Below are 17,019 nucleotides of genomic sequence, written 5' to 3'. Positions count from 1 at the left end.
CCTACAACACATAATGATAGTTATCATTTTAACATTAGAAGCAAATTCATGACTTCTTTAAATTAACCAGAGGTGGCTAATTTCTATTATTTTTCGATAATGAACGAAGCTCTACACACCTATGATATTCAATCAGATAACAGATCTTCTTGCCATTGATTATAAAAAATATAGGGATGTAGTATTGCACCTTACGCACTGAACTACTCCTTTACTGTTCTCGTTATAAACCAATAAGACATATACATTGTGCACCTTTTCAGCAAACTTGGAAGATAACTGGGCAGCGAAAATTCTTTTGCTATGTGGTGATGCATCACAAAATCAAATCATGTTCATTTAGACAGTATCCCTTTGTTGCATAATGAATTTGTAGTCACAGTCTGTGGGGGTATTGAGTATGAGAAACATGACTTATGTTTTCATGACAGAAGAAAACGAAGTTATTGATACAAATGAGTTCTTAGATAATTCAGATGAAAAAGTACTTTTTGAATTAAGAACAAAAATTGCAAAGAACCGTAAGACTTCTCCAATCGCTCTCTGCAGTACTTGCTTCCAACCAGTGCTACTTAAAGGCACACCACAAAGAACCAAATACTTTGCTCATGTAAAAGATTCTGAAGACTGTCCCGTAAAGACCACAACCAATCTCACAGCAGAGGAAATCCTCGCTATCAAGTATAACGGTCAAAAGGAAGGTCGGCTTCATAGGGAAGGAAAAGAAACTATAGCTCAATACCTTAGAGCGGATAGTCTGTTCCATAATGATATTCATGTTGAAAAGACGTTCAGAGAAAAACATCCAACTGGTATAGCCAAACGCTGGCGTAGACCTGATATCTCAGCAACGTTATCCAAAGACTCTCGTGAGGTAGTTTTTGAGCTTCAAGTATCAACAACCTTTCTCGATGTCATTATTAGCCGTGAGCAGTTTTACAAAGAAAATGATGCCTATATTACGTGGGTGTTCCTTGACTTTGACGCAGAGAAGTTTACGACTCTTGATATTGCTTATGCCAACAAAGCCAATGTTTTTGTATTGGATAACGAAGCAAAACATGAGTCAGATTTGAACGGCAAACTTGTTTTAAAATGCTATTACCGTCAACCATTTATGACCGAAGACTTAAACATTTCTCATAAGTGGGTTCATGAACTCGTTGACTTCTCAATGCTCAACTTTGATGAGTTAAATAAGAAAACATATTTTGTCGATACTGATGCTCTCAGAGCAGAAATCATCAACAATATAAACGACGAAAAGCGTAGGCAACACCTCGAACAAGAAGCAAGAAAGAGAGCTAAACAAGAAGCACTGAGACAAGAACGAGAAGAACAGAAACGACTGGATAAACTTGCACGATCATACTCTCACTTTCAGACTCCAAATCATTACAAAGAGAAGGCTCATAGAAGTAAACATCTTTCCCAAATCCCCTCTTCTGCCAAGTCATTGGGTGGAACCTTGATATGCAGAAAATGCATGAACATAGGAAAACCGAAGAAAGTTGGTAGACTTACTGTTTGTGGGCGATGTGGTCATGAAATTTCTTAAATTCTCGTTTAAACTTTACCCAATCAGTATTAAAAATTAATATACGCTAAAAATCAACCAACCGTCGATTTGATTATTAGTATTTTATCCCAAAATAAGAAATTAAAAAATAATGGCTGTGCTTTTAAAGTACAGCCTTATTTAAAAGATATATTAACATTAGAGATTATAATGATTTTATATCATTTAAGACACTTCTAAAAACTGAGTTTGTCGAATTTTGTTCCATTATTTTTGACAGATCGTTTCTGAACTCTTTTGCTATCTCAAAACACTTTTCCATGCGTTTGTCAGAAGTTGTTTTTTTTGTTTCAACAACAACACCGACAGCCACTAACTTCGTCAAAATGTCATGAGATTTATTCATTTTCCTATTGATAAAATCTGCAGTCTTAGTTCTGAACTTTCCATTTGACCAAAAATGCGTAAGACACTTTTTAATCCCTTTTTCTAATACTTGCTCTTCTCCAAGTTCGGAATCTTCTAACTCTTCCAAGATATGTTCAATATCATTTGTATCGCAACAACTTGAGAAATGTTTTCTTCGAAAGTTCACTTTACTTTCACTACATAATGGCTTTTTCAGAACTGTAGATTTAAAAATAGTATTGTCATCGAACGTACACCTGCTGAAGTCTGGGTAGTTTTCTATATAAGATCGCTGTAATTCGTACCCGGAGAAATCAAATACTACTTTCAAGAGCTTTGATGAATAAAAATTAATCAAAGAAAGGTTTTTAATAACACCATCCATGCCGTAAAGCTCATTCACGACATTCATCTTTTCTGACTTATCTTTATCAGGGTAAATACAAAAAATGAAATATAAAATTGCAGAAGAAAGTTTCTTATCTACATAAGAACTATTAGCTTCATCTGCAACAAATAGAAATAATGCCTCTTTTAATTTCGATGCCATACTTTCAGTATTATCGACTCTTTCCAAGATATTAGTTACGCTTGGTAAGCCAATAGATAACACTTGTGTTAAGATTCTCTTGTCACTCTCATTGAGGTTATGAAACTCAATATCATCCAGAAGCAGTTTATATACATATATAGTTTTAAAATATTCCAAAAAGAAATCATATCGAAAAGAGATTAAACGGTCACCGTCATAGCTTAATAAAGGATGAGCTTTATATATATCCGCCTGTTTTTGTGAAATAGTTTCATTTTTCACAAATCCATCAATTACAGCTTCTCCTTCATATACAACTGAAAGATTGATAAAAAACTTAATTTGCTCATCAATATCATTGTGACCAAGTTTGAATACCTCTCGATCACAAACTTTCCCAATTAAATAGTCATTTGTAAGTTTCTCAACTATAAAAGAAGAGTTTGGCACACCCTCACAAGACTCCTCCAGAAGATTTTCCTTCACCATATCAAGGATATAAGGTATATATTGATTAGTTTCTTTGTCTAATGCAAACTGTTCGGCAAGTTTCAGAGCCTTTTTGACTTTGGATTGGTGATTATCGAATTTACGATTAAAATACTCAGTAGCTAATTCTTTAGTAAAAGGAGACAATGTTAAAGAGTAAATTTTATCTTCGAAATCACCAGCTGACCAAAATTCCTCTCGACATGTAAGAATAACCTTGGCTTTTGCTAACGTGCTTGTATATTCACTGAATATAGAAGATATTAACCTATTGATATCAAATTTATTGCCTAACTTTGCAAGTACCTCGTCAATCCCATCGATAACAAATATCAAATTCCCGTGGTCAATCGTAAGTTCAAATATACGCTTATCCAAGTATTCAAGCTCTGAGTCTTCCTCTGAAATAAATGCTTTGTAGAAATCATATATATCATTTATTTCTTCATTCTTACTTAGAGTATTGATTATTTCATGAGAACTAATAAATATGATATTTACTTCTTTATATCTTTTATAAACTTGATCCAAGTAGTGTTTTACAACTGTAGTCTTTCCTATTCCACCAATGCCTTTAATCGTCATTAATGGTGAATCTTCTATATCGATCCATTCAGATATCAAAACATCTGCATCTTTATCACTACCTGTCGTTTTGGGAGTAATATAGTCAGATATTGAGAAATCACCATCATGTAGAATGTCACTATTAAATGCATTGTCATAAATATGTTTTAAAGAGAACTGTTCAATGGTATAGACCTGCGCCTTGATACCTACTTCAAGGAATTCATTTTTAATTTTTGACTCATTAAAATTATTACCAGCTCGGTTTTTGTTGTCAGTAACAAGATAAACTTTAGACTTTTTATCAATAGAGTTAGAATGCGAAATAGAGCTAACCGCTCTTGTTTGAACTGTGTACTTATTAAAATATACTATATGAATTGGATAATCTAACACGCCTCCCGTTAGGCTGTAATGTTCATATTTATTTGCATTATCTTCATTTAAGTCAACAACTATAGATTTAGGAGACTGAACAGATTTAAAACACTCAACCAGTTTCGAAACTGTATACTTTCGCTCACTGGTTGATATCTCATTAGAGTTCTTACACTGTGCGATTAACTCTTCCATATCTTCTGCATTAGCTACGACATTTTCAGGATCATTACTATTTTTTCGTAGTTTTCTAATCAAGATATTGCCAGCTTTATAAGCTTCATTCGCAGGAAGAACTTTCGTCAATTCAAGTACAAATGGAGTTTTCGAGACTTTAACAATAAGAAGCTTATATCCATCTATCTCCTGGATATCAAACTCAATGTAATTTTTAAGATCTAACAGATTCAAATCTCTATAAGTATCTTTAAACTTGGCTCTAAAGTTTCGTCTTAATTTTGATATAAGATCTTCTAAAAAGCTTTCAGGATCTCGAAGTTCATCGATCTCATTCCCGCCAGCATCAACGTGAAAATCATTGTACTTTTTAGTTTTTTCATCGAAACCAGCTATGAGATACTTAAAGTTCTCTTGAGTTTTTGTGTTCAACAAAGCTACAAGGTCCTTCTGTAATTCCCCCCAACCTTTTTGCAATTTTCTACTATCGTTACTCCCCCAATACCAATAAGATTTAAATTCTATAGATGGAGACTCATCATGAGTAAGAAGCTTCTTTAGTAACATTGCAAAGGCCTTAAAAGTTGAAGTATTTACACTTTACATCATTAATCAATCGATTGCATTATAGCTGCTACTGATTCATGGAAAATCAGATATTTACTAAGTGAAAATTGCGAAGTTGACAATAAGTATGTAGAAGCTTTATAAACTTTTTTGTTCAAATCGCGCGGTGTATCTACCCCTAATTACAGTCTGCTCATCGTGATTCTATATCTGAGACATTTTCCGGTAACGGTCACTGTCCCTCTCCCCTGAACAACGAAAAAACTTTCAAGCAGCAGTATGTTCAACAATGAATGTTTCGTTAGTTGGAGATAGATCTTATGTTCTTGATCAAAAAGTCTATTTTGTAGATTTTGACAATTAAAATGAAGCACATTTCATGTTTGGGTTACTTAACTGTTCAATAGTTAAAAGCTATATTGAAAGCCATACTATCAGTATAAAAGTCGGCAATATTTTCAAAGATCTTGAACTGCCACTATACGACCCACGAGATAAAGATTATTTAAGACTTGCTGAGTTGTCTGAAATCCTTCATGAAACGGAAGACACAAAAGATTCAAAAACTTGTTAGATGAAGCTGAAGATCTGGCTATAAAGGTTGTTTCAAAATAAGTTAGTTCCTGAGCCAGATTACGCGATAGTAGACATTTATCTCAAGTTATTAAAAACCAATGAATACGCTTAAAATCATTTATTATCAATGTGATGAGTGAGAATATTGCTTTGCCCTACTTTTCACTTCTTGTCGAAATGTTAATTCTTGGCTCTACCCGCCAATTTCCATTGGGCTTGGTGCGGTTGCACCACCATTGCCATCCATCACTACGGAGTGGCCCGACTGAGATTGCCCAAGGAATTTAAAATCTTCTATCCATTTAACTTCAGCTTGCATGATTTACCTCATTTAGCATCGCTTATTCAAGGCATCGTTGCCCTTACTAGCGGTGTGTTTCTTGTCGATACTTTAGCTCTATCGCATAAAAGGGCAACGGAATTTTCAACATTACTGTAATTTTTTCGCTCGGTTACCTTTCTCTATACGTAACACTTTTTATTTAAGTAACACTTTCTACAAAAATAACGATGAGGTAGCTATGAAGAATATGTCTAAGTTATTGGCCGGTTTCTCCTTCGCACTTCCAGTCTTGTTTCTACTATTGAGTAAAACAGGTACCGCCGATACGATGGATAAGCTGAAGGCTTCAGAGAATACAAGAATCGCAACGCTAGCTGGCGGTTGTTTCTGGTGTACAGAATCGGATTTAGAGCAACTGCCCGGCGTAATCGATGTTGTATCAGGTTATTCAGGTGGTCATATTGAAAACCCGACTTACCGCCAAGTCTCTTCTGGTAAATCTGGTCATATTGAAGTGATTGAGGTGAAGTACGATCCTGCTGTCGTGAACTACGAGCAAGTGCTGGACTACTTCTTCCGTCATATCGACCCTACCGACGATAAAGGTTCATTTGTTGACCGTGGTCCTCAATACCGTCCAGCGATCTTCTACCATAATGCGGAGCAAAAGCAGATTGCTAAGCAGTTTATGATGGAAATCGACAAGGCGATGATCTATCCAAAACCGTTGAAAACAGAGCTGATCGAGTTTGAAAAGTTTTACCCTGCGGAGTCGTACCATCAGGATTACTACAAGAAGAGTAGCTTGAAGTACAAATACTACCGCTACGCATCAGGTCGCGATAAATATCTCGACGAAGTATTTGGTGAAGATCGAAAAGAAAGTCCTAAAACACTTCGACAGTTGATTGAAGAAAAAAAGCTGCTTTCGAAAGTGAAAGCGTACAGTAAACCTGCTCAGTCTGAAATCAAATCAAACTTAACAGAGCTACAGTATTACGTGACGCAAGAAGAAGGCACGGAGCGTCCGTTTGATAATGAATACTGGGACAACAAAGAAGCGGGAATTTATGTGGATATTGTGACCGGTGAACCGCTATTTTCTTCTACTGATAAATACAAATCTGGCACAGGTTGGCCAAGCTTTACTCGACCAATTAACCCGGGTTACATCGTGGAGAAAACCGATTATAAACTGCTCTACCCTAGAACGGAGATCCGCAGTAAGTTTGGTGATTCACACCTAGGTCATGTGTTTAAAGATGGTCCGAAGCCGACGGGATTACGCTATTGTATGAACTCTGCTGCGATGAAATTTGTACCTGTGAACAAGATGGCGAGTTTAGGCTACGGCGATTACCTGTACCTATTTGATAAGTAGTTTTAACCAAATTAGGAGTGAACATTCAGCGCGATGAAAGGTTTTAAATCCAACCTTCCCATGAAAGTCTGTCCGGTCTGTCAGCGCCCATTTTCTTGGAGAAAGAAGTGGGCGCGAAATTGGGAGGAAATCGTTTATTGTTCTGAGCGTTGCCGAAGAAATAAATCAACGAAAACGTAGGTCACTCCGACCCTCTCTGGAGTATGTTATTTCATTTGTATTAACGTTTGTACGCGTTCTCTTACCAAGGTAATAACGTCCCATCATAAGCCCAAAACGCCCCGCTATCTTGCGGGGTTGCTTTTTCTATCAAGCCTAATAAATCCTTAGCAACTCGCTCTGGCGTGAACAACTTTCCCTCTGGGACATTGGTTTGAAAAGGTGCCGACAAAGCGGTATCTGTGGTGCCAGGGTGAAGTGAAAGCACCGTGCCATGTTTGACCACTCTTTGCCATTCGATCGACATGGTTTTTAGGAACATGTTTAATGCGGCTTTCGATGCTCGATAGCTGTACCAACCACCTAACTGATTATCGCTAATGCTGCCAACTTTGGCCGAAATGGTCGCAAACTTGGGTGCAGTACTGCGCTTTAGCTTGGGCGTGAAGTATTTCGCCAACAGCAAACTTGGCAAAGTATTAACCGTGATGGTTTGCTGAAAGAAGTCTGCGTCGAGCGAGCTAAGATTCTTCTCAGGACCTTTCTCTTGGGTGTGCAACATACCAACACAGTTCACCAACCAATCGACGTGTTCAATCTGCTCACTGAACGCTTTTACCTGCTCGTCTTGCGATACATCCACTTGATGCCAAACGACATTTGGGTGTTGCCAATCTGGTTGCTGCTTACGATAAGTGGCATGCACGCGAGCTTGAGGAAACCGAGCTGCGGCTTCTCTCACCATCGCCAAACCAATTCCACCATTGCCACCGACGATGAGTATTTCCATCACAAGTTCTCCACGTTTTCTATGTAGTGCTCTGCGGTATCAAGAATCGCTTGGCGTTGTTGTTCTTCCATGTTGTCCCAAGAGCGGAAAATCATCCCGATTCGTGGATTGGCTGCGAGGCGCTTGTCGTGTTTGTTCATAAAGCGCCAATAAAGGCTGTTAAACGGACACGATCCTTCCCCACTCCTCGCCTTATTGTCGTAATGGCAACCCTTACAGTAGTCGCTCATTTTGTTGATGTAAGAACCACTCGCCGCGTAAGGTTTGGTGCCAACAATGCCGCCATCCGCAAACAATGCCATGCCACGTGTGTTCGGCATTTCGACCCATTCAATCGCATCAACATAGATACCGAGATACCACTCATCCACTTGATCTGGGTCGATCTCGGTTAGCAAGCAAAAGTTACCAGTGACCATCAATCGTTGGATGTGGTGTGCGTAGGCGTAATCGAGGGACTGCCCAATCGCATTGCGCATACAAGCCATTTTAGTTTCACCATTCCAGAAGAAATCTGGCAGCTTTCTTTCTGCGCCCAATTCGTTGTTTTTCGGGTAATGAGGCATGTTCGCCCAATAGACCCCTCGAATGTACTCTCGCCATCCTAAGATTTGGCGAATAAACCCTTCAACTTGAGAAATGTCGATGTCCGCGTTGGAATGAAATGCCTTGAGTGAAGCATCAATGACTTCTCTCGGGTGCAGTAATTTGCTGTTAAGCGAGAATGAAATTCGGCTGTGATACAAGCTCCACTTAGCGTCGTGCTGGCCTGTCATGGCATCTTGAAAACGTCCGAATAACGGCAGACAGACTTGGCAGAAATGCGCGAGTAAAGAGAGGCTTTGCGCGCGATTAATCGGCCACAACAAGTCCCCTTCGAGATTTCCGATGGTTTTGATGTCATGTCGTGCCAGCCGCTCAATAATGCCGTGGATGTCAGTACTGAACATCAAAGGTTGTGGCAGTTGTTCAATGTCTTTGGCTTTGAGCTTGTTACGATTATTGGCATCGTAATTCCATTTTCCGCCGACGGGCTTTCCGTCTTGCATCAAGATGTCGAAGCGCTTGCGCATACGGCGGTAAAAGTGCTCCATCATGATGTGTTTACCTTGAGGAAACTGCGATTCTATTTCCTCAAACGGCAACAAAAAATGTTCCGAGTCGACACAACGCGTCACGACCCCATCAAGCTTTAGTTTGGCTAACTGCTCCAGAAGACGGTATTCATCCGGGCGTTGATATTCAAACTTACTTGCACCAACTTCACTCGCGTAGTGTTGCAAGACTTGCTCAAGATCGTCGAAGGATTGTGTGTCATCCAACGTGAGGTGCAGAACTTGGTGACCTTCACTCTGACGCTCTTTCGCAAACTGTTCCATTGCGGAAAAGAACGCACACACTTTCTGAATATGATGCGTGACGTAAGTATTCTCTTGCTTGAGCTCCGCAATCAGGTAAAGCACTTGCTCATCCGGTTGCTGAAACCAAGAGTGCTCACTGTTAAGTTGATCGCCCAAGATCAATCGTACGGTTTCAAATTGCATTACGGTTTCTCCGATGACGAAGCTTTGTCACTGCTGCCCATCACAATCGGCCAATCGACCATGTCTACACTATCCAAATGCGCGCCAGGACAACGACCTTGCCACCTATCGATGAACTCCATGTGCGGGTCGTACATTTCGGTTTGCTTTTCGAGGTTGAATTGTCGTGAACCACGCGGATCAGCACCAACGCCCGCTAGGTATTGCCAATTTCCCCAGTTTGATGCCACATCGTAATCAACCAGTTGTGACTCAAAGTACGCCGCGCCATAACGCCAATCGAGGCCAAGCTCATGCACTAAACAACTGGCGACTAACTGTCTGCCACGATTCGACATATAACCGGTTTCATTAAGCTGGTGCATACACGCGTTCACGATAGGAAATGGCGTTTCACCTTTCTTCCATTGTTGAAAACGGTGCGCATAAAAGCTGGTGAGTGGTGCTTGATTTTGGATGCCACCGAATCGGAACAGCTGCCGCTTGTATCGACGGGCATACCAATAAAAGTATTCACGCCAAAGCAGTTCGAAGTAAATCCAATAGGTTGAATCATTTGCGCCATTCGCGGCTTCATAACGTTTCAACATGGCATAAATAGTTTTCGGAGAAACGCACCCATGAGCTAGCCAAGGAGAGAACTTGGTGGAGTAATCCATGCCATCTAAACCATTGCGTGTTTGTTTGTATTCACTGGCTAGTGTGGAAGCAAAATACTGGCGACAATGTTCAAGCCCGCGGCTTTCTCCACCATGAAACGCAGCTTTTGTGTCAAAGTAATATGCAGTAACGGAAGGAAGATTCACACCTAAGGGAATTGGAGGTAACGAACGGACACTCTCGTGGGGCCGAGAGATGTCTAAACCTTCAACTTGCTTTCTAAACTGCGTGAAAGTGGTAGGCAGATTGCTCAAGTCAAATGGCAGTTGTTCTTCCCTTAACAGGGTCCGGATTGCTTGCTGTTTTATTTTTACATGAGACGCGCCTTCAACTGCGCGATCTAACGCTTGTTGCTCATCCGAACCGGGAAAGGCGTCAGCATATATATGTGTGACGCCGAAGCGATTAACAGCATACTTGATTGCTTGATCGGGCGTTAGTTCAACCGCCCATAATCGCTGACCAAGGTGATTCAAAGATTGATTGAGTTCACTAAGCGATGAGTCGAGAAACTGCAATTTCGCGCGCCCGAAAGAGGCTTCCTGCGCAAAGTGATGCAAGTAAGGCGTCATTGAAGGGTAGCAATACAAGCAAATTAACTCGTCCATTTCTACACTGGCGCTTTTCAACAGTGGGTTGTCGTGCAATCGCAAGTCGTTCGTGAACCAATAAAGTCCTATTTTCTTTTTCAATTCGCACCCTCAGATGTTAATTCTTCGTCTACGAGTTCTTTTCACGGAGACCCTGACGTTAAGCCTTTTGATTTACTTGCTTTTATACGAAAACGAGAGTTTGACGATCATTAGGTTACTAACGTTCACACGGAATCCATTTGCTGGATATCTCAAAACACGCAATACCACCAAATTCCTGTACATGTTTCATACTGATATTTTATAAAATTTGAATCCAACGGTATTGATCACGATCTTAATCACTCATTTTCTATATAAACCATGCAAAAGTGATAAAAATTAAAGCGACATTAGTTAATATCCGTTAATCTAAGCCCAATCCCATTTTGCTAGTACCATCGCAGAAATGACCGACGAGTTTAAGAAATCAACCGCTAATTTAAAAAAAGCGGTCCCACTGATGATCAAAAACCATGTTGCTGCCACGCCAGCCAACTACGCGCTTTGGTATACCTACGTTGACAAGACCATTCCAGAACTCAACTTTGAGTTAGACACGGTGTTAGAAAACTACGGTATTTGCCCGCCAGCAACCAATAAACAGCTTTACAACAACTATGTGGCCAGCAAAGCAGAAACCAGCCTTGAAGATCTTAGAACCAATGTAGAAGTTCTGCTACATGAAGTATCCAGTTCAATGAGCGATACGATTTCAGATACTTCCTCCTTTTCTGAGATGGTAGACAAAAGCTTTAATAAACTGGAAAAAGTTGAGGACAATAGCCTAAGCATTGAAGAAGTGATGGTGGTGATTCGTCAACTTGTCGCAGAGTCACACGAAATTCGTCACTCAACAAAGTTTTTGAATAGCCAATTGACTAACGCGAGTGAAGAAATTTCTCGCCTCAAAAACCAACTGGCTGAAGTACAGCAAGATGCGTTGTTCGATGGTTTGTCAAACCTATACAACCGCCGAGCATTTGACAAAGATCTCTCTTCACTTATCGCATCAAATCAGGCAATGACCTTAATCATGCTTGATATCGATCATTTCAAATCATTTAACGACAATTACGGGCACCTTTTTGGCGATACAGTGTTAAAAGCCATTGCCCGCCGGCTACAACAAAGCTGTCGAGATGGGATATGTGCGTACCGTTTTGGTGGTGAAGAATTCGCGTTAATTGTACCTAACAAATCTCTGCGAATTGCTCGCCAATATGCAGACACACTACGCCGGATGATAGAAAAACTGCGTATCAGAGATAAGCGCTCAGGCACACAAGTTCACAGCATTACCGCTTCTTTTGGGGTAGCAGAATTTGAGCCGGGTGATACGCCTGAAGCCTTAATCAATAAAGCCGATAAACAGCTTTATGAAGCAAAACAACTCGGTCGTAACCGCGTGATGCCAATTTAAATAAACTGACTAAGCGAAAACGACTTTTACGATGAAAAAGAAAACCCCGCGACGTAAAGTGCGGGGTTTTTGTATCCAATCATGAGTATCTTAATCGACGCTGTAACAGTAACTTAGAATGTAGTCGTCACCATTTTTTGCGGTATATTCTTTATCTTCACTGCATGCCATCGGCTTACCTTTTTTGTCGCCTTTGATTAGACTTATCCAATGGCGCATCGCGGTTGGTGCATTGCCAGTTAGTTCAGGATGAAACGTCGTGCGAGTTTCCAATTGAATATCGTCAATGTCCACTAATTCCACGCAACCAGTACCTTTGTGACAGCCAAACAGCACTTCTACATGATTACCCGAATCATCTTTAAACAAAATCGATTTTGGATCTTCCTTTTCACCAGTGTACGCCACGAAGTGTTTTGGGCTTTTCAGGCCGCTGTGTGTACCGTCTTTGAAATAAGCCAAAACATGGCGGTAATCAATCACGTAACTTGATACATCTTGGTGCGACCCATTCTCCAATGGAAACATGCGGTCTAGTAGTTGCTTCGCTTTTACTTGTTTCTCACTCTGCTGCTCAGCACTTACCGCTTCGACGGCAAATACGGCTTCAGCGATAAATGGGCGTTGTTGTTGTTGCATCTCTTTTTTATCGAAGTTCAGCATATTCATCGTCATATCCTCGCACTTAAAAACTCGTCCTAGAGTAAAAACTTAAATCCTTTATTTAAGTTTCAGGCAATTCTGTGAAGTGGATGGTTAATTTCCTTGCCTGCTCATTATGTAGACTAGCGAAATATTGACTACAATTTCACAACAAAAATTTTACAATGTGAATTTTACAAAATGTCTGTGTCAAAAAGCCTTATTCGTCAGTCTCATTTTCTTGGTACGAAAATTCGTAACCTAAGAAAAAACAACCATTTAACGATGGAAGATTTGTCTGCCCGTTGTGTAAGAATTAATCCAGAGTACGCTCCGTCGGTTTCTTACCTTTCAATGATTGAGCGCGGAAAACGCGTACCGAGTATCGATATGCTCGAAGTGATCGCGGAAGTTTTTCAAAAAGATCCTGCTTGGTTTTTAGATGATGAACCCGAATTAGAAGCCATCACACCCAACAAAGGAAATCGTGGCGGGATTAGTGGCATGGCGTTGGAGCCGAGCTTTCTGTTCTCCAATGATATTCTTCAAATCGCGATACCAGAAATGCTCTCCCAAACAGGTATCACGGGGCGTCAGTTTGCTCATCTCTTGATTCGAGCACACCAAGAAAACCATCAAAACCATTTTCCTGATTTAGAGCGCGCCGCCGAAGAGGTCGGCTTGAAGCGGCTGAATCTATCTGTAGAAGATCTCGTAGACATTGCAAAGAGTATGGGATTGGATATCCGCTGGGTAGATCGAGCGCCACAAGATGTGATTGATGAACTGGGCGTCAGCGCCAAACAGTTGATTACGTCTTTCATGGAGCCACCTGGGACTATTTATCTCAATAAACGAATGCGTGACTATCCAACCCGATTGAAGTATGACTTGGCGGTATATATTGGTCATCGAGTGCTCCATAGCAGCGATGCAATGAATAACGTTTTATCTATCGGGCATCAAAACAATTGGGAGCAAATGGACAGCCCTGTGTCGAACTCTGAACTCAATTCGCAAGATATCCTGCAAGCTTGGCGTGATTTTGAGTCCAGCTTCTTTGCCGGTGCCCTACTCTGCCCCAAAGTACCCTTTCGTCAGTTGCTTGACCGTTCTGGTTACGAGATTGATGTTCACAAAAAGGCGGGGGTTTCTCCTTCCGTTGCAATGCGTCGCATGACGGTGGTCTCGCCTTACCCGCATTGGCACTATTTTGATGCCTATGGCCCCGGCAAGTTAAAAGCAGTGTATCGAGGAAATGGTATTCCATTGCCTTGGGGCAACATGCGCAAAGTAAACGACCCTTGCCAGCACTGGGCGGTATTCCGACGCCTTTCCCAGCCTTTGGATACAAGTTCAGCGCAAATTTCGATTTTAAATGTTGGTGACGAGCCACGTATCTACTGCTGCGAATCGGTCAACGTATTTGATCCTGCGGGGAATAATCGCGTGCTATGTGCCGGTATTGATCTTAACCCTGCCATTTCTGCACAAGGTGGCGATGCCGTTTCCATAGCGGAAGAACTTAAGTCCCTTTGTGTCGCTTCCGGCGGAAGTAGTGTTATTCCTCCCCACATCAAAAAAGACTTAACGACTATCGCTAAGATATTAAACATCAACTGGATAGAGCGCGGGATTCAAACCCAAGCAAGGTTAATCTGCTCCAGAGGGGCGGTTTGTCCAAGACAACCTAGTTGTTACAGCAAGTGCGGAGAAGCTGATGAGACGGGCAACGACGTGAATATCATCGGTCTTTAGAAAGAAAAAACGCCAATCACAATAAACGTGATTGGCGGTATATACTTGTGAACAATTTGTATTCACTAACAACGTCAGTTGGCTAGGTGACCCTCGGCTTAATAAGGGTCACTCTAAGTAAAGCACGATGCGTGCCAACTTTAAAAAAGCCGTTTTTTAGTAGATCCAGATGCATATCGTTGCTTTATTAACCATTAATTTCGCAAACTGCATTTGCAAAATGCAAAGTTATGCAAATATGCCACTTAATGCACTGCTAATAACGACTCTCTCAGCAAAGTGTCTGTGAACATATGAAGTCACATATTCTTGCACCTCAATGATGATGAGATTTCGGACTCCCAACTTTACCATTCTTCTAACCCCTTATTGAAACTGGGTTCAGGCTCATCCGCCATGCTTTTGTTGATACATTCTCTCATCGGCTATTTTCATCATTTGCTCAGGAGATGACATTTGCGGGTCAAATATCGCGTACCCAATACTGGCTTTCAAATAGATAAGCGTTTCATCGTAAATGACGGGCGTAGAGCATAGCGCTAATCGAAGTTTTTGTAGAAGAGACTGAACATTTTCTTCCGTTCCTGGGTGATGAACTACAACTAAGAACTCATCACCGCCCATTCTGGCCACGATGTCTGATTTACGCAGAGAGCTTTTTACCCTTTCAGCCGTAGCGATTAAAACTTTGTCACCTGCGTCGTGACCATAGGTATCGTTAATGTGTTTAAACCTATCTAGGTCAATATTAATTAAGGCGAAGCTATAACGCTTTTTATAACGTTTCGCTATTTCAAACTGCTGCTTGTAAAACTTCATAAAATAGCGACGGTTTGGTAAATTCGTGAGTTCATCGTGTAAAGCTCTGTCATCTGCAATGGTATACAGTCGATAAATGGCGAACAGCGCGAGGCTAAGTGCGAATATAATGGGATAGCCGATTACTCTAGCTAAATGCAACTGATGCCAAGAGATTTGGCGATCAGCTTTACCTCCAGAGAAAACCACCATACTCCACCCACCATAAGGAAAATGAACCATCTCTTTTGCATATACCATGCTATTTACACTTTGCGCGCCAAAGAAAGCATCACCAAATGAGCCACCGCTATCGTAACCACGGATCATTAAAGGGTAACGATACGAGAAATCAATTACGCCGGTTTCTCTCATCAGAGCATCGAAATCAATCACCGCACTGATCACTCCCCAGTAGTCCTGATTCATTGGAGGATCAAGAAAAACAGGCACACGCACGATCAAACCTCGGCCACCTTGAATCAAAGTCACTGGCCCTGCGATGAAAATTTCTTGTACATCCTTGGCTTTTTGCACCTGTACCCACTGCTGTGGCACTGCGCGGTAATCAAGGCCGATTAGGCGCTCATTACCTTGGCGTGGAAATACATGACTAATTACATCATTTTTCGCGATACCGATGATTGTAATATGTTTACTTTTATTTAGGATTCGGTGAGCGGCGATACTCAATTCTTCTTCTTGATTTTTAGGAAGTAACGTAATGAGTGTCGCTAAAGTACTGGCTTTGTAGATATCCGCCATAAGTACCGCTTCCAAATTGGAACGGAGAATGGAAAGTTGTTCTTTGGCCTCAACTTGAACTCGCTCTTTGTGAAGCTCTTGCTGGTTTCGATTTAACAGCTCAATAACCCCAATACACAAAGCGAAAAAGGTGAGGAAGAACAATGCAAAATAGCATCGCTTTCTGGGTAAATAACGCATTTTCTCCCCACAACTCGTATACAACTACGAGATTTTTTATTTATTGTTAAAATTCTTATTATCACAAGAATAACCAATCATAATCAGAAAGGTAACAGTGATTGACAACTTTTATGTTTTAGGTGTGAGATGATGCATCAACAAGGCGATTTATTTGGCGGCGATCTATGGCAAGAAGTAGAAAGAGGAAAACTTTATTATGATCCTCATTTTCTTAACCATCTTGAGGCGGATAATTACTTTGACCAACTTCGAAAGACACTGCCATGGCACCAAGAACACATTACTATGTTCGGCAAGTCAGTACTTCAACCTCGCTTACAAGCGTGGCACGGTGATGCAGCATATACTTACTCAGGCTTAACCATGCAGCCTCACCCTTGGACTCCTGAGTTAACTCAGCTCAAAGTGCGTTGTGAATCAGTTGCTGATGTCACTTTTAATTCTGTTCTCGCTAACTTATATCGACACGGTCAAGACTCAATGGGCTGGCACCAAGATAATGAACCAGAGTTAGGTAGAAACCCTGTTATCGCATCTTTGAACTTAGGTGAAACACGTCGATTTTTGCTTAGAAATTTACATTGTAAAACTGAGATTGAATATGAGCTTTCTCACGGCTCCTTACTGATTATGGCTGGCGAGCTACAGCATCACTGGAAGCACTGCGTACCAAAAACCGCGAAAACCAAAGATGAACGTATCAACCTGACTTTTAGGCAAATTTTTAACTATTGACTCAGCTTTTACATTCTCAATTAATATTGATGGTAGGTTTAGGTTCAGGACTT

The 17,019-nt window shown here is 40.8% G+C and carries 12 protein-coding genes and 1 pseudogene; 6 read left to right on the top strand and 7 right to left on the bottom strand.

All coding sequences use genetic code 11. The annotated features are described in order from the left end of the window. Positions 1–400 precede the first annotated feature (400 nt). Positions 401–1,558: a DUF6035 family protein gene (locus MTF70_RS06930; RefSeq protein ID WP_248393910.1), complete on the top strand. Its 1,158-nt coding sequence runs from the start codon at positions 401–403 to the stop codon at positions 1,556–1,558. A gap of 166 nt (positions 1,559–1,724) precedes the next feature. Here MTF70_RS06930 and MTF70_RS06925 read toward each other — a convergent pair whose 3' ends face one another. Beyond that, a complete protein-coding gene (locus MTF70_RS06925) occupies positions 1,725–4,637 on the bottom strand; it encodes an NACHT domain-containing protein (RefSeq protein WP_248393908.1) in 2,913 nt (970 codons plus the stop codon). 778 nt (positions 4,638–5,415) lie between these two features. After that, a pseudogene (locus MTF70_RS06920) lies at positions 5,416–5,532 on the bottom strand (osmotically inducible protein OsmC); the annotation flags it as partial. Between the two features lie 202 nt (positions 5,533–5,734). Between MTF70_RS06920 and msrB the strand changes: the two are divergent. Together msrB and MTF70_RS06910 are read left to right on the top strand one after the other, a co-directional pair. Beyond that, positions 5,735–6,877: a peptide-methionine (R)-S-oxide reductase MsrB gene (msrB, locus tag MTF70_RS06915; RefSeq protein WP_005374134.1), complete on the top strand. Its 1,143-nt coding sequence runs from the start codon at positions 5,735–5,737 to the stop codon at positions 6,875–6,877. A 33-nt stretch (positions 6,878–6,910) separates the two neighbouring features. Next, the gene (locus MTF70_RS06910; protein WP_005374142.1) at positions 6,911–7,057 is read left to right on the top strand and encodes a DUF2256 domain-containing protein; all 147 of its coding nucleotides are present in this window, start codon (positions 6,911–6,913) and stop codon (positions 7,055–7,057) included. 61 nt (positions 7,058–7,118) lie between these two features. On the opposite strand, the gene MTF70_RS06905 is transcribed toward MTF70_RS06910, so the two are convergent. From MTF70_RS06905 to MTF70_RS06895, 3 genes are read right to left on the bottom strand one after another with little or no spacing between them, the layout of a single operon-like run. Next, complete coding sequence (locus MTF70_RS06905) at positions 7,119–7,826, bottom strand: SDR family oxidoreductase (RefSeq protein ID WP_017819732.1); 708 nt, start codon at positions 7,824–7,826, stop codon at positions 7,119–7,121. Then, positions 7,826–9,370 carry a cryptochrome/photolyase family protein gene (locus MTF70_RS06900; protein WP_005374147.1) on the bottom strand — a complete coding sequence of 515 codons (1,545 nt, stop codon included), beginning with the start codon at positions 9,368–9,370 and terminating at the stop codon, positions 7,826–7,828. Before MTF70_RS06900 ends, MTF70_RS06905 begins: the two co-directional genes overlap by 1 nt. After that, positions 9,370–10,722 (bottom strand): DASH family cryptochrome, encoded by a 1,353-nt coding sequence (locus tag MTF70_RS06895; protein ID WP_025768046.1) that lies wholly within the window; start codon positions 10,720–10,722, stop codon positions 9,370–9,372. The genes MTF70_RS06900 and MTF70_RS06895 overlap by 1 nt, the downstream gene beginning before the upstream one ends. 349 nt (positions 10,723–11,071) lie before the next feature. Between MTF70_RS06895 and MTF70_RS06890 the strand changes: the two genes are divergently transcribed. Next, positions 11,072–12,085 carry a GGDEF domain-containing protein gene (locus MTF70_RS06890; protein WP_005374150.1) on the top strand — a complete coding sequence of 338 codons (1,014 nt, stop codon included), beginning with the start codon at positions 11,072–11,074 and terminating at the stop codon, positions 12,083–12,085. A 90-nt stretch (positions 12,086–12,175) separates the two neighbouring features. Here the strand turns inward: MTF70_RS06890 and MTF70_RS06885 are convergent, their stop codons facing one another. After that, the gene (locus tag MTF70_RS06885; RefSeq protein WP_005374156.1) at positions 12,176–12,754 is read right to left on the bottom strand and encodes a malate synthase; all 579 of its coding nucleotides are present in this window, start codon (positions 12,752–12,754) and stop codon (positions 12,176–12,178) included. Positions 12,755–12,928: 174 nt separating this feature from the next. Between MTF70_RS06885 and MTF70_RS06880 the strand changes: the two genes are divergently transcribed. Beyond that, on the top strand, positions 12,929–14,485 hold the full coding sequence (locus tag MTF70_RS06880; RefSeq protein WP_005384164.1) for a DUF3612 domain-containing protein: 1,557 nt from the start codon (positions 12,929–12,931) through the stop codon (positions 14,483–14,485). Between the two features lie 387 nt (positions 14,486–14,872). Here MTF70_RS06880 and MTF70_RS06875 read toward each other — a convergent pair whose 3' ends face one another. Then, positions 14,873–16,228, bottom strand: a complete 1,356-nt coding sequence (locus MTF70_RS06875; protein ID WP_005374160.1) for a diguanylate cyclase — start codon at positions 16,226–16,228, stop codon at positions 14,873–14,875. 132 nt (positions 16,229–16,360) lie between these two features. Here MTF70_RS06875 and MTF70_RS06870 point away from each other — a divergent pair, with 132 nt between their 5' ends. Next, positions 16,361–16,966, top strand: a complete 606-nt coding sequence (locus MTF70_RS06870) for an alpha-ketoglutarate-dependent dioxygenase AlkB (protein ID WP_025768047.1) — start codon at positions 16,361–16,363, stop codon at positions 16,964–16,966. Positions 16,967–17,019: the final 53 nt, after the last annotated feature.

Origin of the sequence: Vibrio sp. 2CM40D (assembly GCF_023161825.1) — a bacterium.
In the GTDB taxonomy this organism is placed as follows: Bacteria; Pseudomonadota; Gammaproteobacteria; order Enterobacterales; family Vibrionaceae; genus Vibrio; species Vibrio alginolyticus.
Note: the sequence above shows the minus strand (reverse complement) of the source record. Positions and strands in the feature narration are given on the sequence as shown.